This is a genomic window from Streptomyces sp. FIT100, assembly GCF_024584805.1.
Lineage (GTDB): Bacteria > Actinomycetota > Actinomycetes > Streptomycetales > Streptomycetaceae > Streptomyces.
Genome location: NZ_CP075715.1, coordinates 3187560 through 3209343 on the forward strand (window position 1 = coordinate 3187560; position 21784 = coordinate 3209343).

Annotated in this window: 21 protein-coding genes; 10 read left to right on the forward strand and 11 right to left on the reverse strand. The window is 72.0% G+C overall.

Annotated elements, in window-relative coordinates:
- Positions 1–35: 35 nt before the first annotated feature.
- From KK483_RS13865 to rsmI, 3 genes are all read right to left on the reverse strand, one after another.
- Positions 36–914 (reverse strand): TatD family hydrolase, encoded by an 879-nt coding sequence (locus KK483_RS13865; RefSeq protein WP_262005534.1) that lies wholly within the window; start codon positions 912–914, stop codon positions 36–38.
- Positions 915–1037: 123 nt separating this feature from the next.
- A complete protein-coding gene (locus KK483_RS13870) occupies positions 1038–1535 on the reverse strand; it encodes a hypothetical protein (RefSeq protein WP_262005535.1) in 498 nt (165 codons plus the stop codon).
- A gap of 139 nt (positions 1536–1674) precedes the next feature.
- Positions 1675–2553 carry a 16S rRNA (cytidine(1402)-2'-O)-methyltransferase gene (gene rsmI, locus KK483_RS13875; protein ID WP_262005536.1) on the reverse strand — a complete coding sequence of 293 codons (879 nt, stop codon included), beginning with the start codon at positions 2551–2553 and terminating at the stop codon, positions 1675–1677.
- 74 nt (positions 2554–2627) lie between these two features.
- On the opposite strand from rsmI, the gene KK483_RS13880 reads away from it, so the two are divergent.
- Together KK483_RS13880 and KK483_RS13885 are read left to right on the forward strand one after the other, a co-directional pair.
- Positions 2628–4349, forward strand: coding sequence for a dolichyl-phosphate-mannose--protein mannosyltransferase (locus KK483_RS13880; RefSeq protein ID WP_262005537.1), 1722 nt, complete (start codon positions 2628–2630; stop codon positions 4347–4349).
- A 548-nt stretch (positions 4350–4897) separates the two neighbouring features.
- Positions 4898–5419 carry a calcium-binding protein gene (locus KK483_RS13885; protein ID WP_262005538.1) on the forward strand — a complete coding sequence of 174 codons (522 nt, stop codon included), beginning with the start codon at positions 4898–4900 and terminating at the stop codon, positions 5417–5419.
- A gap of 17 nt (positions 5420–5436) precedes the next feature.
- Here KK483_RS13885 and KK483_RS13890 read toward each other — a convergent pair whose 3' ends face one another.
- Positions 5437–5949 (reverse strand): DUF6790 family protein, encoded by a 513-nt coding sequence (locus KK483_RS13890; protein WP_262005539.1) that lies wholly within the window; start codon positions 5947–5949, stop codon positions 5437–5439.
- Positions 5950–6166: 217 nt separating this feature from the next.
- On the opposite strand from KK483_RS13890, the gene KK483_RS13895 reads away from it, so the two are divergent.
- The 7 genes from KK483_RS13895 (at position 6167) to KK483_RS13925 (ending at position 13290) form a co-directional block, all read left to right on the forward strand.
- Positions 6167–6775 carry a GPP34 family phosphoprotein gene (locus tag KK483_RS13895; RefSeq protein WP_262005540.1) on the forward strand — a complete coding sequence of 203 codons (609 nt, stop codon included), beginning with the start codon at positions 6167–6169 and terminating at the stop codon, positions 6773–6775.
- Between the two features lie 222 nt (positions 6776–6997).
- Positions 6998–8143 (forward strand): inorganic phosphate transporter, encoded by a 1146-nt coding sequence (locus tag KK483_RS13900; RefSeq protein WP_313879024.1) that lies wholly within the window; start codon positions 6998–7000, stop codon positions 8141–8143.
- Positions 8144–8184: 41 nt separating this feature from the next.
- A complete protein-coding gene (locus KK483_RS13905) occupies positions 8185–8400 on the forward strand; it encodes a hypothetical protein (RefSeq protein ID WP_262005541.1) in 216 nt (71 codons plus the stop codon).
- A gap of 155 nt (positions 8401–8555) precedes the next feature.
- Positions 8556–10166, forward strand: a complete 1611-nt coding sequence (locus tag KK483_RS13910; protein WP_262005542.1) for a serine/threonine-protein kinase — start codon at positions 8556–8558, stop codon at positions 10164–10166.
- Positions 10167–10267: 101 nt separating this feature from the next.
- Entirely contained in the window at positions 10268–11890 is a 1623-nt protein-coding gene (locus tag KK483_RS13915; protein ID WP_262005543.1) for a penicillin-binding transpeptidase domain-containing protein, read from the forward strand.
- Positions 11891–11956: 66 nt separating this feature from the next.
- Positions 11957–12445 carry a YbaK/EbsC family protein gene (locus KK483_RS13920; RefSeq protein WP_262005544.1) on the forward strand — a complete coding sequence of 163 codons (489 nt, stop codon included), beginning with the start codon at positions 11957–11959 and terminating at the stop codon, positions 12443–12445.
- The gene (locus tag KK483_RS13925; RefSeq protein WP_262005545.1) at positions 12442–13290 is read left to right on the forward strand and encodes an EamA family transporter; all 849 of its coding nucleotides are present in this window, start codon (positions 12442–12444) and stop codon (positions 13288–13290) included. The genes KK483_RS13920 and KK483_RS13925 overlap by 4 nt, the downstream gene beginning before the upstream one ends.
- A 1-nt stretch (position 13291) precedes the next feature.
- Here KK483_RS13925 and KK483_RS13930 read toward each other — a convergent pair whose 3' ends face one another.
- The 5 genes from KK483_RS13930 to KK483_RS13950 all read right to left on the reverse strand — a co-directional run bounded on the left by KK483_RS13930 (position 13292) and on the right by KK483_RS13950 (position 18013).
- Positions 13292–14059 carry an SDR family NAD(P)-dependent oxidoreductase gene (locus KK483_RS13930; protein ID WP_262009479.1) on the reverse strand — a complete coding sequence of 256 codons (768 nt, stop codon included), beginning with the start codon at positions 14057–14059 and terminating at the stop codon, positions 13292–13294.
- 11 nt (positions 14060–14070) lie between these two features.
- The gene (locus KK483_RS13935) at positions 14071–15267 is read right to left on the reverse strand and encodes a serine hydrolase domain-containing protein (protein ID WP_262005546.1); all 1197 of its coding nucleotides are present in this window, start codon (positions 15265–15267) and stop codon (positions 14071–14073) included.
- 128 nt (positions 15268–15395) lie between these two features.
- Complete coding sequence (locus tag KK483_RS13940) at positions 15396–16163, reverse strand: energy-coupling factor ABC transporter ATP-binding protein (RefSeq protein WP_262005547.1); 768 nt, start codon at positions 16161–16163, stop codon at positions 15396–15398.
- Complete coding sequence (gene cbiQ / locus KK483_RS13945) at positions 16160–16921, reverse strand: cobalt ECF transporter T component CbiQ (protein ID WP_262005548.1); 762 nt, start codon at positions 16919–16921, stop codon at positions 16160–16162. The genes KK483_RS13940 and cbiQ overlap by 4 nt, the downstream gene beginning before the upstream one ends.
- A gap of 3 nt (positions 16922–16924) precedes the next feature.
- Positions 16925–18013, reverse strand: a complete 1089-nt coding sequence (locus KK483_RS13950; protein WP_262005549.1) for an energy-coupling factor ABC transporter permease — start codon at positions 18011–18013, stop codon at positions 16925–16927.
- A gap of 181 nt (positions 18014–18194) precedes the next feature.
- Between KK483_RS13950 and KK483_RS13955 the strand changes: the two genes are divergently transcribed.
- The gene (locus KK483_RS13955; protein ID WP_262005550.1) at positions 18195–18614 is read left to right on the forward strand and encodes an SsgA family sporulation/cell division regulator; all 420 of its coding nucleotides are present in this window, start codon (positions 18195–18197) and stop codon (positions 18612–18614) included.
- A gap of 4 nt (positions 18615–18618) precedes the next feature.
- Here the strand turns inward: KK483_RS13955 and KK483_RS13960 are convergent, their stop codons facing one another.
- Positions 18619–20799: an MMPL family transporter gene (locus tag KK483_RS13960; RefSeq protein ID WP_262005551.1), complete on the reverse strand. Its 2181-nt coding sequence runs from the start codon at positions 20797–20799 to the stop codon at positions 18619–18621.
- Between the two features lie 300 nt (positions 20800–21099).
- A complete protein-coding gene (locus tag KK483_RS13965; protein ID WP_262005552.1) occupies positions 21100–21675 on the reverse strand; it encodes a TetR/AcrR family transcriptional regulator in 576 nt (191 codons plus the stop codon).
- Positions 21676–21784 lie beyond the last annotated feature (109 nt).

Genomic DNA, 21784 nt, shown 5'->3' on the forward strand with positions numbered 1-21784 from the left:
CTACCCACCGTCGTGGGACATTTGGACGTTATCGGTCAGTAACCAAACGCGCGTGCGGTGTTCGAGGCGATCGCCTCGGCCATCGCGTCCTCGTCGATCCCGCGCACCCCGGCCATCGCCCGGACCGTGACCGGAACGAGATAGGGCGCGTTGGGACGTCCGCGGTACGGCGCGGGTGTCAGAAAAGGCGCGTCGGTCTCCACGAGGACGAGTTCCAGCGGGGCGGCGGCGAGCGCGTCGCGCAGCGGCTGGGCGTTCTTGAAGGTCACGTTGCCGGCAAAGGACATGAAGTAGCCGGCGCCGGCGCAGATCCGGGCCATGTCGGCGTCGCCGGAATAGCAGTGGAACACGGTCCGCTCGGGTGCGCCTTCTTCTTCGAGAATGCGCAGGACGTCCGCGTGCGCGTCCCGGTCGTGAATGACGAGGGCCTTTCCGTGCCGTTTCGCGATCTCGATATGGGCGCGGAAAGAGGTCTCCTGGGCGGCGATGCCCTCGGGGCCCGTACGGAAGAAGTCGAGACCCGTCTCGCCGACGGCCAGCACCTGCTCCAGGGCCGCGAGCCGGTCGATCTCGGCGAGCGCGTCGTCGAGCGCGTCGGCGCCCCCGGCCTCCCTGGCCCCCTGCCGCGACCAGCCGTCGGGGTCCCCGTGGACGATGCGCGGGGCCTCGTTCGGATGCAGCGCGACCGCCGCGTGCACGCTCTCGTGCGCGGCGGCCGTCTCCGCGGCCCAGCGGGAGCCCTTGATGTCGCAGCCCACCTGGACCACCGTCGTGACGCCGACGGACGCGGCCTTCGCGAGAGCTTCCTCGACGGTGCCGCTCTGCATGTCCAGGTGGGTGTGCGAATCGGCGACCGGCACGCTCAGCGGTGCGGGCAGCGGCGGAGGGGTGGCGTCGTCGGACTTGGGGCTCATGCACGCGATCCTACGAGCCCCTTCCACGGGGCTGTTGCTCGCCGGCCTCCGCTGCCGCCGGTGCTGCGCCGGCGCTGTCGTTGCTGCGTCTTCACTGCCGGTGCTGCCGGTGCTGCCGCCGGTCTACGGCTGTCGTCGGCGGGAGGAGCGGAACAGGTCGGACAGGCGCCTGCGGCGCACCGGCCCGGTGCCCGCGCCCGCGGGCGCGGCGGGCTGCCCGGCGGCCGGCTCGGCCGCTTCCCCCGGCGCCACCGGGGCGGCCGGAACGACAGGAGCCTTCTTGGAAGCAGAGGACTTCCTGGAAGGTGAGTACGTCGCCGGGACGGGTCCCGCGATTCCGGGCGCGACGGGATAGTGGTAAAGCGCGTCCAGCGTGTTCGTCACCGACGAGACCTGGCCCGCCCGCATGATGCGCACCTTGTGCTCACCGCAGTTCAGGCACGTGGGCTGGGTGAGCGGCGAGGGCACGCGCGTCCCATCGGCCTTGTAGATGACGAAGTCGTGGCCCTGTGCGTCCGTGTGGTGCTCTATCTCGTACGCCTGCTCCCAGCCGTATCCGCAGCGCATGCACGCGAAGGCATAGGCCTCGTGCTCGATGCGGATACCTGCGATCTCGCTCATGTGAGCTCCTCTCCACTGGTCCAGTGGACGCCTTTTCCGGCGGGAGCGCATCAGTGGCTGCCGATTGATGGACGGGAATTTGGCCGTACCATGCCTTCCCATGCCCGAAAGGCCCGTCACACGGTCTGTGCTTTGCCTTTCAGGTTAGTCCTTTACCGTTCTCGGGCCCTTGTCTGTCCGCATTCTTTGCCGCCACCACGGCATCGAACACCTCGCGCTTGGGAACGCCCGCCTCCGCGGCGACGGCGGCGATCGCCTCCTTGCGCCGCTCGCCCGCCTCCTCGCGCACGCGCACCCTGTGCACCAGCTCGTCCGCGTCCAGCTCGGCGGGCCCGGCGGCCGGGGCGCCCTCGACCACGACCGTGATCTCGCCGCGTACGCCCTCGGCCGCCCACTGCGCCAGCTCGCCGAGCCCGCCGCGCTTGACCTCCTCGTACGTCTTCGTCAGCTCGCGGCAGACGGCGGCCCTGCGGTCCTTGCCGAACACCTCGGCCATGGCGGCCAGGGTGTCGTCGAGCCGGTGCGGCGCCTCGAAGTAGACGAGCGTGCGGCGCTCGGCCGCGACCTCGCGCAGCCGGCCGAGCCGCTCGCCCGCCTTGCGCGGCAGGAAGCCCTCGAAGCAGAAGCGGTCCACGGGCAGCCCGGAGAGCGCGAGCGCGGTGAGCACGGCGGACGGGCCGGGCACGGCGGTGACCCTGATGTCCTTCTCGACGGCCGCGGCGACCAGGCGGTAGCCGGGGTCGGAGACGGAAGGCATACCCGCGTCGGTGACGAGCAGCACCCGGGACCCGCCTTCCAGCGCCTCGACCAGCTCGGGCGTACGGGCCGACTCGTTCCCCTCGAAGTACGACACGACCCGGCCGCGGGTCTGCACCCCGAGCGCCTGGGTGAGCCGGCGCAGCCGCCGGGTGTCCTCCGCCGCGACCACGTCGGCGGTCTCCAGCTCCGCCGCCAGCCGCGGCGGCGCGTCCGCCACATCACCGATGGGCGTGCCTGCCAGTACGAGGGTTCCAGTCACCGATCCAGTCACATCAGCCATCCTCGCAGGGCCGGACGCACCCCATGCACAGACGCGTTCCCTACGATGGCGCGGTGACCAGTACTGCCCCGCGGGCCCTGCACGGGACGGAAGCCGCGGAACAGCCCCCCTCCTGGCAGCAGCGCCTGCGCAGATTCAGCCATGTGCCGCGACCCGTGCCGGGGCTGCGAGAACGGCTCGTACCGCCGTACACGCGCCCCTCCCCGCGCACCTGGTCGGTGCTCGGCGTGGGCCCGTCGGCGACGCGGACCGCCGAGCGCGCGCTGGCGTGGGGCGGGCCGCTGCTCGTGGCGCTGGTGGCCGGAGTCCTGCGGTTCTGGCAGCTCGGCAGCCCCAAGGCGGTGATATTCGACGAGACGTACTACGCGAAGGACGCCTGGGCACTGATCAACCAGGGGTACGAGGGGTCCTGGCCTAAGGACGTCGACAAATCGATCCTGGCGAACCCGGACGCCGTCCCCGTGCCCACGGACCCCGGCTATGTCGTCCACCCGCCGGTCGGGAAGTGGATCATCGGGCTCGGCGAGCAGCTGTTCGGCTTCACCCCCTTCGGCTGGCGCTTCATGGTGGCCTTGCTCGGCACGCTGTCCGTGCTGATGCTGTGCCGCATCGGGCGGCGGCTGTTCCGCTCGACGTTCCTCGGCTGCCTGGCGGGCGCGCTGCTCGCCGTCGACGGCCTGCACTTCGTGATGAGCCGCACGGCCCTGCTCGACCTGGTGCTGATGTTCTTCGTGCTGGCCGCCTTCGGCTGTCTGCTCGTCCACCGGGACCGGGCGCGCGAACGGCTCGCCGGCGCACTGCCGGTGGACGCGGAGGGCGTACTGCGCCCCGACACACGGATCGCCGAGGAGCTGCGCCTCGGCCTGCGCCCATGGCGCATCGCGGCCGGCCTGATGCTCGGCCTGGCCTTCGCGACCAAGTGGAACGGGCTCTACATCCTGGCCGCCTTCGGCCTGCTGACGGTCCTCTGGGACGTCGGGGCCCGGCGCACGGCGGGCGCGGTCCAGCCGTACCTGGCAGTCCTGCGGCGTGACCTCGTGCCGGCGTTCCTCGCGACGGTGCCGGTCGCGATCGTCACGTACGTCGCTTCGTGGACGGGCTGGATCGTCACGGACAAGGGCTACTTCCGCGACTGGGCCGAGAAGGACGGCAGCGGCGGTGTCTGGAGCTGGCTGCCCGACTGGCTGCGGAGCCTCTGGCACTACGAGACCGAGGTCTTCGAGTTCCACGTCAACCTGACCTCGGGCCACACCTACCAGTCCAACCCCTGGAGCTGGATCGTCCTCGGCCGCCCCGTCTCCTACTTCTACGAGGACCCGGCCGCCGGCGAGGACGGCTGCCCGGCGTCGACGGCGGGCAAGTGCGCCCGCGAGGTCCTTGCGCTCGGCACCCCGCTGCTGTGGTGGGCGGCGTGCTTCGCCCTCGCGTACGTCCTGTGGCGCTGGCTCTTCCGCCGCGACTGGCGCGCGGGCGCGATCGCCTGCGGGGTGGCCGCGGGCTGGGTCCCCTGGTTCCTCTACCAGGAGCGCACGATCTTCCTCTTCTACGCGGTCGTCTTCGTGCCGTTCCTCTGCCTCGCGGTCACGATGATGATCGGCGCGATCATCGGCCCGCCAGGCTCGGACGAACGGCGCAGGACGATCGGCGCGGTGGGCGCGGGCGTGCTCGTGCTCCTGATCATCTGGAACTTCATCTACTTCTGGCCGATCTACACGGGTACCCCGATCCCCCTGGACGACTGGCGGGGCAGGATGTGGGTCGACACCTGGGTCTAGCCGGGCGACGGTTTTCTCCGGCGGGGTCCGTGCGGGTGGCGGCCGAAGGAGTGCTTGGGTGGCGCGGCCTGTCGGCCGTGACCTGCGGAAACGTCCTGAGGGCGCATATGGCCCCGCTGGGCGCCGAAGCGGACCGGTCGAGAGTGTGACTTTCTGTGAGGGACAGCTGCGCGCCTCACCCGGGAGACAGCCGAGCCATGTTCGAGTTCCGCCGCCTTGACGACAACCGGCCGAAGACGGCTCCGACTGGGTGCTGGGGCCGGCGCCGGGCCAGTGCCCGGTCGCTGCCCGCGCTCATCGTTCTCGTCGTCGGAGGGCTGTTCGTCTTTTCCACCTCCACAACGGCCGCCGCTCCCGGAACGCCGAGGCGCGCCGTGGAATCGACCACGTCCGCAGCCACCTCGAGCACCGGCTCGCCCACCGCCTCGACCCGCTCGGCCGGCTCGCACGACCCAGACGACTCACACGGCTCGCACGATTCGCGTCGCGGCTCGCACGATTCGCACGACTCACACGACTCGTTGTGCAAGGACGCCACCCCCACCAGAGTGGGTACCGAGAAGAACGACGTCATCGTCGGCACCCCCGGCAACGACGTGATCTTCGCGCTCGGCGGCAATGACACGGTCTACGCCCTCGCGGGGAACGACCTCGTCTGCGGCGGCAAGGGCAACGACACGCTCAACGGCGACAGGGACAACGACCAGCTCTCCGGCGGCCCGGGCGACGACCAGCTCTTCGGCGGCTTCGGCAACGACGACCTTCGCGGTGATTCGGGCAACGACGAGCTCCGCGGTGAGCTCGGCAGCGACGAGCTTGCCGGTGGCCCGGGCAACGACCGGCTCTCCGGTTTCCTGGGCAGCGACATCCTCTTCGGCGGAAAGGGCAACGACCGCCTCCGCGGTGGAAGGGACAACGACCAGCTCTTCGGCAACGCGGGCAACGACCAGCTCTTCGGGGACGCCGACGACGACGCCCTGGACGGCGGATCGGGCACGAACTCCAACGACGGCGGACGCGGCATCAACACCTGCGTCGACCCGAGCGACGGCCCCGGCTGCAACGACTGACGCCTCGTGCCGCGAAGTCAGCTGCCGGCGGGCCGCTCGGGGGCCGGGCTGCGGCCGCCGCCGTGGCGCCGGTAGGCGATGAGCAGGAGCACGGCGATCAGGGGTTGAAGGATGTCGGTGTAGATCGGCTGGACGTTGTTCGGGGCGGTGTTTTCGTGGGCGACGAGCTGCATGATGTGGCCCGCGGCGTCGCCCCAGTAGAGGATGGCCAGCGCGATGACCGCGGCCGTCATGAACGAGTCCCGGCGCCAGATGGACATGAAGCCGATGGTGCCGACCGCGATGTCGGCCCAGCCGACTTCCCACTGGAACGGGCTGTGGGCGAATCCGATGCCGTCGGCGATGGTGGGCGCGTCGGGGCCGATGTGCCCGAGGCCGGTCAGCACGGACAGTGCACCGCTGGCGCCGACGAACCAGAGCAGCCAGATCTCGATGGTGCGAAGGCGCGTCCGGCGATTGGGTCTGCGGTCGACGAACGTGTGGATGAGGGGAAAGACCACGAGCACCACAAAGTAGGCAATAAGGAACATGGGCGGAGCATAGGCTCGCCGCGCACATCGACCCCCCTCCAGCGGGTGCAACGGTGTGCCGCACGGGGAACCCGGGGTTCCTCGGGGCACACAAGGCACACAAGGCGAAGCGGCCGCGACGCCCGCGGGGATGCGAGGGATACTGGGCGGGTCGGGCGGGTCCGCCCGATGCCGCCCGATACCGGACCGCCTGATGCCGGCCGACGTGGAGTCGTCGATGACCACACCGCGGGACCTGTTGATCGTCGCCATGGACACGGACACCGGTCGGTCCCCGGAGCGCGGCGATCTGGCGCTCGCGCTCGCGGGGGGCGAGCTGATCGACCTCCTCAGCGCCCAGGCCGTCACCCTGGACGGTGATCGCCTCGTACCCAGCCCCCCGCCGGCCGTGACGGACCACCTGCTGGAGACGGCCGCGTCGACGGTTGCCGCGGAGGCGCCGTACGAGTCAGTCGGCGACTGGCTGTGGCGGCGGGGCCGGGGGCTGACCGAGACCTACCTCGCCGCCTTCGATGCGGAGGGGCTGCTCACCCGGCAGCGGCGCCACCGCTGGATGCCGTTCTCGGCCGGCCAGACGGTGCTGGCCGACTCCCCCGCCCGCCGCTCGGCGGCGGACCGCTACTCCTCGCGGGAGCCCGTACTCACCGCCCTGGCGGCAGCCGTCGGGCTCGACGACGAGCCGGGGCAGGACGCCCCGGACGTGGAGGACGACGCGGTGGCCACGGTCCTCGCAGCGGTCCACGACGCCCTGCGGGAACTGGACGCCGAACGGCAGCGGCGGGCCGTGGAGGAAGCGGCCGCGGACAACATCCGACGAGGCCAATGACGTTCTCGGCGACTGGGCACACCCCCGGGCGGCGTCTGCGGCAGACCGCACGAACAAAGCGGACAAACTTCTCTTCTGTAGCGTGTGCCACAGTTTGTTCACAAGAGACACAAATGCCTTCATAGTGGTCTCACGGCGCCGGAATCCCGATCGATCCTCCGGTCATGGAGAGTCCTCGGTGCGCCACGCCCCCGTCCCTCCCCCACATCAGAGACCTGAGGCATGGAACACATCCCGCTCCTGATCGGAATCGTCGTCGTCACGGCCCTCGTGTTCGACTTCACCAACGGATTCCACGACACGGCCAACGCCATGGCCACCACCATCTCCACCGGGGCCATGAAGCCCAGGGCCGCCGTGGCGATGTCCGCGGTGCTCAACCTCGCCGGTGCCTTCCTCTCCGTGGAGGTGGCCAAGACCATCTCCGGCGGCATCATCGACGAGGCGTCCGGCATCCGGCCCGAGGTGATCTTCGCCGGGCTCGTCGGTGCCATCGTCTGGAACCTGGTCACCTGGCTGAAGGGGCTGCCGTCCAGCTCCTCGCACGCGCTCTTCGGCGGTCTGATCGGCGCCACGATCGTCTCCGTCGGCCCGGACGCCGTGAACGGCTCCGCCGTCGCGATGAAGGTCCTCATCCCCGCCGTCGCCGCCCCGATCGTGGCCGGTCTGGCCTCGATGGCCGCGACCCGTCTGACCTACCGCATCGCCCGCAACTCCGACGAGGCCGCCACCACCAAGGGCTACCGCGCCGGCCAGATCGGCTCCGCCGCCCTGGTCTCCCTCGCGCACGGCACCAACGACGCCCAGAAGACCATGGGCGTGATCACCCTCGCGCTGATCGCCGGCGGCGTCCTCGCCCCCGGCGCCAACCCGCCCACCTGGGTCATCGTCTCGGCCGGCCTGGCCATCGCGCTCGGCACCTACCTGGGCGGCTGGCGCATCATCCGCACCATGGGCAAGGGCCTGACCGACATCCGGCCCGCCCAGGGCTTCTCCGCCCAGACCGGTGCCGCCGCGGTCATCCTGTCCGCGTCCAACCTCGGCTTCGCCCTGTCCACCACGCAGGTCTGCTCCGGTTCGGTCATGGGCTCCGGCCTGGGCCGCAAGGGCGGCACCGTGCGCTGGTCCACCGCCGGCCGGATGGCCGTCGCCTGGGTGCTGACCCTGCCGGCCGCCGCTCTGGTCGCCGCCGCCGCCGCTCTCCTCGCCGTCCAGGGCACGTGGGGCATCGCCGTGGTCGCGGTCCTCGGCATCGCCGCCGCCACCGCCATCCGGATCGCCTCGCGCCGCAAGCCCGTGGACCACAGCAACGTCAACGACTTCGAGCACGTCCCCGCCGTCAAGACCGCCATGACCACCGCCGCCTGACCGGACCGGCAAGGCAGAGAAGAGAGAAGAGAAGAAGCACGATGAACATCGACTGGGCAGCACTCGGCCAGGTCTTCGGCGTCAGCCTCGCGGTGACGGTCGCGATCGTGGGCCTGTTCACCCTCGGCATCGTCGGCACCTCCCGGCCGGGCCGCGGCGCGGGTTCCGTGGCCGTCGCCCGCACCGCCGGCGGGTACGTCTGCTACGCGCTCTGCGCGGCGGCCGTGGCCTTCGGCATCCACCTGATCGCCTTCTGACTGCGACGGGAAACCGCACACCCTGACGGGGTGCGGGGCGCACCGGCGCCCCGCACCCCGTCTTCCTGCCGTCCGGCGACGCGTGTCAGGATGAGCCGGCCCGAACAGCCCTGGGGGACGCAGTGCAGCCCTTGTCACCACACGATCCACGCGAGGTGGGCGCCTACCGTCTGCTGTGCCGGCTCGGCGAGGGCGGCATGGGGCGCGTCTTTCTCGCCAGGTCCTCCGGCGGGCGGGCGGTGGCGCTCAAGACGGTGCACGCGGGCATGTCGGACACCCCGGGCTTCCGCGCGCGCTTCGCCCGCGAGGTGAGGGCCTGCCAGGCGGTGTCCGGCCCGGGCACGGCACCGGTGGTGGCGGCCGACCCGCACGCGGCGGTGCCCTGGCTGGCCACCGCGTACGTACCGGGCCCCTCGCTGTCCGAAGCGGTCCACGAGTACGGGCCGCTGGAGGAGCCCGCGCTCTGGCGGCTGCTCGGCGGTCTCGGCGAGGCGCTCACCACCGTGCACGAGGCGGGCCTGGTGCACCGCGACCTCAAGCCGTCCAATGTGCTGCTCGCGCTCGACGGCCCCCGCCTCATCGACTTCGGCATCGCCCGTGCCGCCGACGACGCCGCACTGACCGGCACCGGCCTGGTCGTCGGCTCGCCCGGCTTCATGTCCCCGGAGCAGATCACCGGGCAGGAGGTGGACGAGCGCGGTGACATCTTCGCGCTGGGCGTGCTCCTCGCGTACGCGGGCACGGGCCGCGGCCCCTTCGGCTCCGGCTCGGGCCCCGAGCTGGGCTACCGCGTGGTGCACCACGAGCCGGATCTCTCCCGTCTGCCCGAGGACTTCGCGGTGGCGATCCGGGGCTGCCTGGCCAAGGACCCGGCGCAGCGGCCGTCGCTCGCCGACCTCGTCGCGCAGGCGCGGGAGCGCGCCTGCGCGGACGGCGACTGGCTGCCGGCACCGCTGACCTCCGCGATCGCGCGCCGCGCCGCGTGGGCGCTGGACCTGGAGAGCCGCCAGGAGTTCGGGCCCCCGCCGGTGCCGTTCGGAACGCCGCCGACGCTGATCGGGCCGCCACCGCTGCCGGGTGGACCCTCGTCCACCCCGTCCGGGCCGCGGGCTCCCTTCCCACCGCACGTTCCGGCCGGGCCCGTGCCCAGCCCCACCCCCACGCAGTCCGGGCCCGCGCCCGTGCCGTGGCGACCGCCCGGCCGCGCGCGCCTCGTCGGGGCCGCTTGGGCGACCCGGGGGCTGCTCGGCCGGCCGCTGCTCGGGCTCTTCGCACTGATACCCCTGCTCGTCGCGGCGGGCGGCAGGGAGACGATCGAGGCCCAGCTCCACCGCCCCGACGCCCAGTTGACGCCGGCGAGTCCCGGCTGGGAGTCGTACCAGTGGGCGCTCGACACGACCTGGCACTTCGCTCTCATCGGACCGCTGCTCGTCTCCGCCGTCGTGCTGAGCGTGCTGCGCCGCGGGCTGCCGTACCGGTCGGCGACCGCGGTGCGCGGCTGGGCCGTCGCGTCGCTGGTCCACTGGCTGGTGCTGGCCGTCACCGTGCTGGTGTCGGCCCACTGGCTCCGCTCCGCCCTATGGGCCGTGGACCCCGGCCGCACGTCGCCGGAGCTCGGACTGGCCCTGGGTGTCGGCCTGCTGCCGATGGTCGTGCTCGTGCCCGGCGCCCTGGTGGTCCTCGTCCTGGCGGCCGTGCGGGCCTTCCGCGTCCGGAGCCGGATCCCTATCCCGCCTGCCGCACCGGTCTACACCACAGTCCTATAACGACGGTCACTCCTGTCACTCGGAACCCGTAGAGTGCGGAGGTGTCGAATCCTTGAACGTGTTCAAGGATGCTGGTGGTCACTGGGGAGGGGACTGCAGCGATGCGTAGTGGAGCCAAGGTCGCCGTCATCGGCGGCGTATTCATCGTCTTCGCCGGAGGGGCCGCCTACGGCGCGTACAACGTCCTGCTCGGCGGGGGCTCGGGCGGTACGTCCCAGGCCGCGCCCAAGAGGACCGGGCCGCCGAGCGCCGAGGAGATCCGGACCACCGCGAAGGACTTCCTCGCGGCGTGGGCGGGCGGGGACGCGGGGACGGCGGCGCAGCTGACCAACAACGCGGTCGAGGCGGAGCCGGTGCTGGCCGGGTACGCCGAGGACGCGCACATCAGCGAGGCGAAGCTGACGCCGGGACAGCCGGTCGGCGCGAAGGTGCCGTTCACGGTCAGCGCCGTGGTCTCGTACGAGGGGCAGCGCAAGCCCCTCTCGTACCGCTCCGAGCTGACCGTGGTGCGCGGGCTGACGACCGGACGGCCGCTGGTCGACTGGCAGCCGACGGTGATCCACCCCGAGCTCGGCAAGGGCGAGACCCTGAAGACCGCCCAGGCCGCCGTTCCGCCCATCGAGGCGGTCGACCGCAACGGCAAGAAGCTGACGGAGGAGAAGTACCCGTCGCTCGGGCCCGTCCTCGACGAGCTGCGCAAGCGGTACGGCGACAAGGCGGGCGGCAAGGCGGGCGTCGAGCTCGTCATCGACAGCGGCCTCGCCGAAGGGACGGACCGGACGCTGCTCACGCTGACCGAGGGCGAGCCGGGCGAGCTTCGCACCACGCTGGACGCGAAGGTGCAGGCCGCCGCCGAGAAGACGGTGATGACGTACGACGAGTCGTCGGTCGTCGCGATCCAGCCGAGCACGGGCGAGGTCAGGGCGGTCGCCAACAACCGCAAGGGGCGGTGGAACGCGGCGTTCCTGGGCAAGCAGGCGCCCGGCTCGACGATGAAGATCGTGACGGCGGCGCTGCTGCTGGAGAAGGGTCTGGTGGCGGCGGACCGTACGGCCGAGTGCCCCAAGGACGTCATGTACCAGGGCGCCACCTTCCACAATCTCGACAACTTCTCGATCGAGGGCGCGCCCTTCTCGACCAGCTTCGCCCGCTCGTGCAACACCGCCTTCATCAAGCTGATCGACGACACGAAGGACGAAGCCGCGCTGTCCAAGGAGGCCCAGGACGTCTTCGGCATCGGCCTCGACTGGCAGACCGGCATCCCGTCCGTGGACGGAAGCGTGCCCCAGGAGACGGGCGGCGAGGCGGCCGCGCAGTACATCGGCCAGGGCACCATCCAGATGAACGCGCTCAACATGGCGTCCATCACCGCCACCGCGAAGAGCGGCACGTTCAAGCAGCCGGTCATCGTGCCGCTGTCGCTGGACGACCGTCAGCCGGCCACGGCGTCACGGAGCCTGCCGGGCTCCGTGGCGAAGCAGCTGCGGAACCTGATGCGCCTCACGGCGACGGCGGCCTACGGGACCGGTACGCAGGCGATGGCCACGGTCGGCGGGGACAAGGGTGCGAAGACCGGCTCCGCGGAGGTCGACGGGAACGCCACGTCCAACAGCTGGTTCACCGGCTTCTCCGACGATCTGGCGGCCGCCGCGGTCGTGGACTCGGGCGGGCACGGCAGCGATGCGGCGGGACCGCTCGTGGCCGCAGTGCTCAACGCGGGCTGATCGCCGGGGACCTGATGGGCGTGACGATGTCGCATGGCCCGTACAACCACCGCTAGCGTGCGGGCCATGAGTTCATCCGACACCCACGCCCACCCCCGCTTCGCCGAAGCCCTGCGCGAGCTGGGCCTCCACGTCGAAGTGCGCCGCTTCCCCGACGCCACCCGGACCGCCGCCGAGGCGGCGGCCGCCATCGGCTGCGATGTCGGCGAGATCGTCAAGTCGCTGGTCTTCGAGGCGGACGGGGTGCCGGTGCTGGTCCTGATGGACGGCGCCTCGCGGGTCGACGTGGAGCTGGTGCGGCGGGAGCTGGACGCCTCGGCGGTCCGGCGGGCCGACGCGGACCTGGTCCGGGAAACCACCGGGTACGCGATCGGCGGCGTGCCGCCCTTCGGCCACCGTACGAGGACCCGGGTGCTGGCCGACCGGGGACTGCTGGACCACGCCGTGGTGTGGGCGGCGGCGGGCACCCCGCACACGGTCTTCCCGCTCGACCCCAAGTCCGTGATCGCCCATGCCGGTGCGGCCCTGGTGGACGTGCGCGAGCGCACCGCGTGAGCGTCCTCGTCGCGGCCGCGGTCCTCATGGCCGCGGTCACGCACGCGAGCTGGAACGCGATCGCGCACCACATCAAGGACCAGCTCATCGGCTTCACGCTGATTCTGGGCGGCGCGGCGTCGATCGGCGCGGTGATGGCCTGCTTCGCGCCGCTGCCCGCCGCCGCCGCGTGGCCCTATCTGATCGCGTCGGCGGCGCTGCACATCGGCTACCACTTCCTGCTGATGCGGTCGTTCGCACTCGGCGACTTCGGCCAGATGTACCCGATCGCCCGCGGCACGGCGCCGCTCGTCGTGACCGTGCTGGCCACCGTCCTCGTCGGCGAGAGCCTGAGCCCCTGGCAGCTGGCCGGGGTGGCGGTCGCCTGCGCGGGCCTGGTCGGCCTCGCGCTGTGGGGCATCAGGGACGCGGGCACCCGCCCGCAGTGGGCGGCGCTGCTGGCCGCGCTCGCGACGGGCCTGTCGATCGCCGCGTACACGGTCGTGGACGGCATCGGCGTCCGCGCGTCCGGCACGGCGATCGGCTACATCGCCTGGCTGATGGTGCTCGAAGGCGTCCTCGTCCCCCTCTACGCCTACCGGGTCCACCGCGGCCGGCTCCTCGCCGAACTCCGCCCCCACGCCGCCCGTGGGCTTCTCGGCGCGGTGCTCGCGCTCCTCGCCTACGGCCTGGTCCTGTGGGCCCAGACCCGCGCGCCGCTCGCCCCGATCGCGGCCCTGCGCGAATCGAGCATCATCGTGGGCGCGGCGATAGGCGCCCTTTTCTTCAAGGAACGCTTCGGCGCTCCGCGCGTCGCGGCGGCGGGCCTGATGGTGGTGGGCATCGGGATGATGCTGGCGTCCTAGCTCATCGGGGGAGCACCTGCTGGAAGCTCGTGTTCACCGCCAGCAGGCCGCCGTCCACCCGGAGCGTGGTGCCCGTGATCCAGGCGGCGTCCGAGGAGGCGAGGAAGGCGACCGCCGCCGCGATGTCTTCGGCGGTGCCGACACGGCCCAGGGGGTAGACGGGAGCCAGGGCGGCGAGGTGGTGTTCGCGGTCGGACCAGGCGGGGGTGCGGATCGTGCCGGGGTTGATCTGGTTGACGCGCACGCCGCGCTGGGCCGCGTCGCCCGCGAGGGTGCGGGTGAGGGAGGCGAGGCCCGCCTTGGCCGCGCTGTAGGCGTGGTTGCCGAAGTCCTGTTCGGCGTTGACGGAGCCGATGTTGACGATCGCGCCGCGGCCGCCCGCCTTCGCCAGGTGCGGGAGGGCGGCACGGGAGCAGCGGAAGGCGCCGGTGAGGACGGTGTCGAGGTCCCGCTGCCAGGTGTCGTCGGGCTGGTCCTCGAAGAGCGGGGTGTCGAAGGAGCAGGAGTAGGCGTTGTTGACGAGGACGTCGAGCGCGCCGAACTCGTCGACGGCGCGGGCGACCGCCGCCTCGACCGCGGCGCGGTCGGTCACGTCGCACGGGCACGAGGCGGCGCCCGGGATCGTCTCCGCGGTGGCCGCGGCGAGCTCGCCGTCGATGTCCGTGACCAGGACCCTGGCCCCTTCGGAGGCGAGTCTGCGGGCGGTGGCCTCGCCGACGCCCCGCCCGGCTCCGGTGATCAGTACTCCGTATCCCTCGAATCGCTGCATCATGCGACCGATCATGTCGCCGAGCGGACCGCCCTGACCAGAGCCTGGGCGCGCGGATCGGCCGTGACGCCCTTGCGCATACCGTTGGTGACGTATCCGAGCGCGATGCCCGCATCGGGGTCGGCGAGGCCGAGCGAGCCGCCGCGGCCCGGGTGGCCGAAGGACCCGGGGCCCAGCAGCGGGGACGCGGGGCCGTGGAGCATGTAGCCGAGGCCGAAGCGGGTGCCGACGACGAGGACGCGGTCCGGGCCCGCCGACTCCTCGGTGCGGGCGAGGGTGACGGTGGCGGGCGCGAAGAGCCGGTGCCCGTCGACCCGGCCGATGGTGGCGGCGTAGAAACGGGCCAGCGCGCGGGCCGTGGAGATGCCGTTGGACGCTGGGAGCTCCGCGGCGCGGTACAGCGGGTCGTTCTCGTCCGGCAGCGGGTCGATCGCGCCGAAGGCGCGGCGGGTCAGCGACTCCGGGTCGCGGTACGCCTCGGCCACCGACCGCTTGGGCCGCACCTTCAGCCCGCCGCCCGCGGCGGCCGGCGGCTCGTCGACCTTGCCGATCCGGCCCACCCGGTACGCCTCTTCGGCGGGGAGCCCGATCCAGAGGTCCAGGCCCAGCGGGCGGGTGATCTCCTCGGCGACCCAGCGGCCGATGGTGCGCCCGGTGACCCGCCGGACGAGTTCGGACAGCAGCCAGCTGTAGGTCTGCGCGTGGTAGCCGTGGTCGGTGCCCGGCTCCCAGGCCGGCGTCTGCGCGGCGACCGCGCGTGCCCCGGACGAGCCGTCGGCGGCCTCCGCCACGGTGAGGGGCCGGTCGAGGGCGGGCACCCCGGCCCGGTGCGACAGCAGATGCCGTACGAGCACCCGCTCCTTGCCGGCCGCCTTGAACTCCGGCCAGTACGTCCCGACCGGCGCGTCCAGGTCGAGCTGCCCGCGCTGGTGCAGCAGCAGCGGTACGGCGGCGGCGACGCCCTTGGTCGCCGAGCGGACGATCTGCGCGGTGTCCACGGCCCACGGAGCGGCACCACCGGAGCCGGAGTCCGCCTGGGTGCCGGCGTCGGATTCGGCGTCCCGGACGCCGGCCCACAGGTCGACGACCTTCACGCCGTCCCGGTAGACGGCGACGGCCGCACCGCGCTCCCCGCGCTGCTCGAAGTTGCGTATGAACGCGTCCCGGACGGGCTCGAAGCCCTCCGCCACCGTCCCCTGGACGTCCACGTCCTCACGCTCCCTGCTGTTCCCCGCTGTACCGGTCCGTTCGCTCACCCCATGGTGCAACGTGCCGGGACAAGCCCCGATTCCGGGTGGGTCACGGACTCGGCTCAGGACGGTGGAAGCGTGCGCGCTCAGGCGCCCGTCGTCACAGCCCGCGGGTCGAAGCCGAACGGCAGCTCCAGCCGGTGCGCCCGCATCAGATCGGCGTCTCCGAGCAGCTCCTGGGTGGGGCCGTCGGCCACGATCACGCCCTCGCTGAGGATCACCGAGCGCGGGCACAGCTCCAGCGCGTACGGCAGGTCGTGCGTGACCATGAGGACCGTGACGTCCAACGACCGCAGGATGTCGGCGAGTTCGCGGCGGGAGGCCGGGTCGAGATTGGACGAGGGCTCGTCGAGGACCAGGATCTCCGGCTCCATGGCGAGGACGGTCGCGACGGCGACCCGGCGGCGCTGGCCGAAGGAGAGGTGGTGCGGAGGACGTTCGAGGTACTCCCCCATGCCGACCCGGTCGAGCGCGGTGCGTACGCGCTCCTCCAGCTCCGCGCCGCGCAGCCCGGCGGCGGCAGGACCGAAGGCGACGTCCTCCCGGACGGTCGGCATGAAGAGCTGGTCGTCGGGGTCCTGGAAGACGATGCCGACCTTGCGGCGGATCTCGGCCATGTGCTGCTTGCCGACCGGCAGTCCTGCGACGGTGACCGTGCCCGCACCGGCGGTGAGGATGCCGTTGAGATGGAGGACGAGGGTGGTCTTGCCGGCCCCGTTCGGGCCGAGCAGGGCGACCCGCTCGCCGCGCCCGATGGACAGATCGACGCCGAAGAGGGCCTGGTGGCCGTCGGGGTAGGCATACGCGAGCCCGCGTACGTCGAGGGAGTGGGGCGGGGACGGGGACGGGGTCATAGGGTCCAGCCAAGCAGACAGACGGCGAGTGCCGAGAACGGGAGCGCGGCGGCGTACGCCCACTGGGCACGGCCGGCGGTCACCTCGTCGATGACCGGCATGGTGCCCGCGTACCCCCGGCTGACCATGGCCAGGTGCACCCGCTCACCGCGCTCGTAGGAGCGGATGAACAGCGCGCCCGCGGACTTGGCGAGCACGCCCCAGTGGCGTACGCCGCGCGCCTCGAAGCCGCGCGAGCGACGGGCGATGGACATCCGCCGCATCTCGTCGGTGACGACATCGCCGTAGCGGATCATGAACGACGCGATCTGCACCATCAGCGGCGGCAGTCTGAGCCGCTGGAGTCCGAGCAGCAGCGCGCGCAGTTCGGTGGTCGATGCGAGCAGGACGGAGGTGGCGACGCCCAGGGTCCCCTTGGCGAGGATGTTCCAGGCACCCCACAGTCCGGGGACGGAGAGGGAGATCCCGAGCAGCTCGGTCCGCTGGCCCGGCACGACGAAGGGCATGAGCAGCGCGAAGGCGACGAACGGGAGCTCGATCAGCAGCCGGCGCAGCAGAAGGCCCGCGGGGATGCGGGCCACGGCGGCGACCGCGCCGAGCAGCACGGCGTACAGGCCGAAGGCCCACACCGCCTCGCGCGGCGTGGCGACCACGATCAGCACGAAGCACAGCGCCGCGGCGATCTTGCAGTGCGGGGGCAGCGCGTGGATGGGCGAGTGCCCGTGCCGGTAGAGCTTGTGTGTGTGGCCCGCGCCCATGGCTCAGACGGTTTCCGTCGGGACGCGGGTGGCGGCGGGGTCCTTGCTCGCGCCCTGACGGCGTCGCACCACGACGAAGAGCCCGGTGCCCGCCGCGACCGTGGCGCCGACCCCGATCACCCCGGCCAGACCGCCGGAGACCCGGACGTTGTCGACGTCCTTGACGCCGTAGTCGGCGAGGGGCGAGTCGGCGGCCGCGTGGTCCTCGACCTTCTTGTCGATGCCCTTGTCGGCCGCGACCTTCTCCAGGCCGTCGGGGTTGGCTGAGGCGTAGAAGGAGACGAATCCGGCCAGCACGAGGGAGGTCACGATGCCCGCGATCCACACCGGGCGGGCGGAGGCGCCGGGCGCGGGCACGGTGGACGACGGCGCGGCGTCCACCAGCTCGCCGCCGACACGCAGCTTGAGCGGTGCGGACAGCCCGCGCGCCCCGTACACGAGGTCGGGGCGCACGGCGACGACGGCGCCGACGGTCAGCATCGTGATGACGGCCTCGCCGATGCCGATCAGGACGTGGACGCCGACCATGGCGCTGAGCACGGTGCCGATCGGGACGTCGGTGGTGCCGCCGATCGCGTAGATCAGCGTGAAGGCAGCGGCGGCCGCGGGGACCGAGACGAGCGCGGCGGCGAACGAGGCCACCGTGATGGAGCTGCGCTTCCTCGGCAGCACGTGCACCAGACCGCGGAAGAGCGCGTAGGCGACGACGACCGTGACGACGCCCATCACCGTGATGTTGACGCCCAGCGCCGTGAGGCCGCCGTCCGCGAAGAGGATGCCCTGGAGCAGCAGGACGACGGCGATACAGAGGACGCCCGTGTACGGCCCGACGAGGATCGCCGCCAGGGCTCCGCCCAGCAGATGTCCGCTCGTGCCGGCCGCGACCGGGAAGTTCAGCATCTGCACGGCGAAGATGAAGGCGGCGACGAGACCGGCCAGCGGCGCGGTCCTCTCTCCCCCGTAGCCTCCGGCATGGGAGGTGCCCCCGAGCTCCCGGCGGGCGCCGCGCAGGCTGACCGCGAGGGCACCGGCGGCGACGGCAGCGGCCGCACCGGAGACGGGCAGATCGATGAATCCGTCTGGGACATGCATGAGGGGCTCCGCTTCCGGGACAGGCCGACGGGCCTGGCTGGGCACCCCTCCGATGATGGGGCCTGTTGCGAACGTCTTGCAAGAGCGTCTCACATACGAATTGCAAGTAACCCGCCTGGGGCATTCGACGGAAATATGCGACATTAGAGGGCAAACAGCACCAAAGGTGAGGAGCCGGCCGATGTCCCCCGCTGTCGAGCGCCCCTCCGTGGAAGAGCATGCCGGCACTGTCGCCGTGGAAGTGCATGCCAAGGCCCGGATCGTCAACGACGCCCCTCACTACCGGTCGGTGCCGGTGGCCCTGCGCTACGCGCCGGGGGACGATCCCGGCATCGTCCGCTTCGCCTTCCCCACCGGCATCGTCTGGACCTTCCCGCGCGAGCTGCTGGAGACGGGGCTGCGCGCGCCCGCCCGCCGCGGCGACGTCGCGATCTGGCCCTGCGGCCGCGCCCAGGTGGTGGTGGAGTTCCACTCGCCGGAGGGGGTGGCGGTGGTCCAGTTCGACTCCCGCCCCCTGCTGCGCTTCCTGCGCCGCACACACGCGGAGGCGGCCGCGGCCGCCACGGAGGTCGTGACGGACGCGGCCACCCCGGCCGGCTGAACGGTCAGACGCGTACGAGCTCGCGCTCCGCGTCCGGGTCCGGGTCGGCGGCCGGACCGCCGGCCGCGTCGTCATCGGTCCGCAGCCCGTCGCCCTCCACGTCCACCTTCGGCAGCGCCCGGTCCAGCCATCGCGGCAGCCACCAGGCCCGGTGGCCGAGGAGCGCCAGCACCGCGGGCACGATCGCCATCCGCACGACGAAGGCGTCGAAGAAGACCGCGATGGCGAGGCCGAAGCCGATCATCTTCACCATCTGCTCGCTCGACCCGATGAAGCCGGCGAACACCGCGATCATGATCACGGCCGCGGCGGTGACCACGCGGGCCCCGTGCCGGAAGCCGGTCACGATGGCCTGCCCCGGCCGCTCCCCGTGGACGTACGCCTCACGCATCCGCGTGACCAGGAAGACCTCGTAGTCCATGGCGAGCCCGAAGACGACACCCACCATGAAGATCGGCATCATCGACATGATGGGGCCGGTCTGCTCGACCCCGAAGAGGGAGCCGAGCCAGCCCCACTGGAAGACCGCGACGACCGCGCCGAGCGCCGCGACCACCGAGAGCAGGAAGCCGAGCGCCGCCTTCAGCGGGACCAGAACGGACCGGAAGACCACCGTCAGGAGCAGGAAGGCGAGGCCGACGACGAGCCCGAGATACGGGAGCAGCGCGTCGTTCATCCGCTGCGAGAAGTCGATGTTCATCGCGGTGCTGCCGGTGACGTAGACGTCGTCACCGCTGGTGTCCCGGATGGAGTGGACGAGCTGCTCGGTCTGCGTGGAGCTGGGCCGGTCCTTCGGGATGACGGTGATCATCGCCGCGTCGCCGGCCTTGTTGTACGTGGCCGGGGTGACGGCCGCGACGCCGTCGAGGCCGGAGATCTCCTCGGCGGTGCTGTCGGCCGCGGCCTTGTCGCCGTCGACGACCACGAGCAGCGGCCCGTTGAAGCCGGGGCCGAAACCGTCCGAGAGCAGGTCGTACGCCCGCCGCTGAGTGGTGCTGGTGGGCTGGGAGCCGTCGTCGGGCAGCCCCATCTCCAGCGACGCGGCGGGTACGGCGATGGCGCCGAGGCCGACGACGCCCGCGAGCAGGACGGCGACCGGGTGGCGCAGCACGAGGCGGGCCCAGCGCGTGCCCATGTTGGGCTTGTCGCTCGCCGGGGCCTGCCGGCGGGCCTTGCGGCCCAGCACCCGGTTACCCGCGAAGCCGAGCAGCGCCGGGATCAGGGTGAGCGCGATGAGGACGGCGATCGCGACCGTACCGGCGGCGGCGAAGCCCATCTTGCTGAGCATCGGGATGTTGACGACGGCGAGGCCGACCAGCGCGATGACGACGGTCAGTCCGGCGAAGACGACGGCGGAGCCGGCGGTGCCGACGGCCCGTCCGGCGGCCTCTTCGCGCTCGCGGCCCTCGGCCAGCTCGGCGCGGTAGCGGGAGACGATGAAGAGCGCGTAGTCGATGCCGACGGCGAGGCCGATCATGGTGGCGAGGGTGGCGGTGGTGGACCCCAGGTCCAGAACGCCGGCCAGCGCGGTGATGCCGGATACGCCGATGCCGACGCCGATGATCGCGGTGAGCAGCGGCAGTCCGGCGGCGACCAGCGAGCCGAAGGTGATCAGGAGCACGACCGCGGCGACGGCGACGCCGATGATCTCGGAGGCGCCGGTCTCGGGCGCGGCCTGGAGGGCGTCACCGCCGATCTCGACGGTCAGCCCGGACTCCCTCGCCTGCTCGCCCGCCTCGGTGAGGGCTTCCCGGTCCTTGTCTGCCAGCTCCATGCCGCTGACCTTGTACGAGACCTGGGTGTAGGCGACCGTGCCGTCCTTGCTGACGGCCTTGGCCCGGTACGGGTCGACGACCGAGGCGACCTGGTCCGAGCCGGACCTGAGCTCGGCGACGGTCTTCTGGACCTCGGCCTTGTTGGCCGGGTCGGTCATCTTCTCGCCCGCGGGCGCCTTGAAGACGACGCGCGCGGTGGCACCGTCGGCGCTGGCGCCGGGAAAGCGCTCCTCCAGGAGGTCGAAGGCGCGCTGGGCCTCGGTCCCCGGGATCGAGAAGGAGCTGGACGTGGCGGCGGGCGCGGAGGCGGCGCCGATGCCGGCGAGCGCGAGCAGGGCGACCCAGATCAGTGCGACGAGGCGTCGTCGCCGGAAGGCGGACCTGCCGAGCTTGTAGAGGAACGTGGCCACGGGTGCGTACTCCCTGGTGTGAGTGGGACAGAGCATGGGGAGCCGGCCCGACGGCGCGAGCGGTACGCGTCAGGTGCGGTGAGAGGGTTGGGCGGGGGTCAGAGGCCGGGGGCGGGGAGACCCACGGCGTCGAGGCCCACGGCGTCGAGACTGTGCCGACCCGAGGGACACCCCCCGGACCCCCGGCCGGAGAGCCTCGCCGAGGTCACCGCACACCCAGTGCGGGAAGGACCACGGCGTCGAGACTGTGCCGACCCGAGGGACACCCCCCGGACCCCCGGCCGGAGAGCCTCGCCGAGGTCACCGCACACCCAGTGCGGGAAGGACCACGGCGTCGAGGTAGTCCGACAGGAACGCCTGGTCGACGTTTCTGTCCTCGATGAGCTGCCGGGCGACGAAGGCGCCGACCAGCATGTGCGAGACGTAGGTCAGCGCGGGGTTGTCCGCACTGACCTCGCCCCGGTCGACGGCCCGCCGGAGCACCGTGTCGAGACCGATGACCTCGGGCTCGATCAGCAGCTCGCGCAGGGCCGCGTGGAGTTCGGGATTCTCGTGGACGGCATGGGCGAGGGCCCGCATCAGCGCGGAGTCCTTCTCCATCTGGCAGTCGTCGGTGCGCTCGACGATCGCGTGGAAGTCGCCGCGCAGCGACCCCGTGTCGATGGCCGAGATGTCCACGGGCTTGTCGTGCCGCAGGGCCCTGGCGACCAGCTCGGGCTTGCTCCCCCACTGGCGGTAGAGGGTGGCCTTGCTGGAGCGGGTCCTGGCGGCGACGGCGTCCATGGTGAGGGCGTCGTAACCGACTTCGCGCAACAGGTCGAGCACGGCCTCGTACAGCTCGGCCTCGCGCTCGGGCGTGATCCTGCTGCGTGCCATGTCCGACCCTCCCACGGGAACGAAACGGTTTCGTACAGTACGAAGATACCCCGGAGCCCTGCGAAACGAAACCGTTTCGTACGTGTCCTGGGCCACAGCGCCCGGAGGG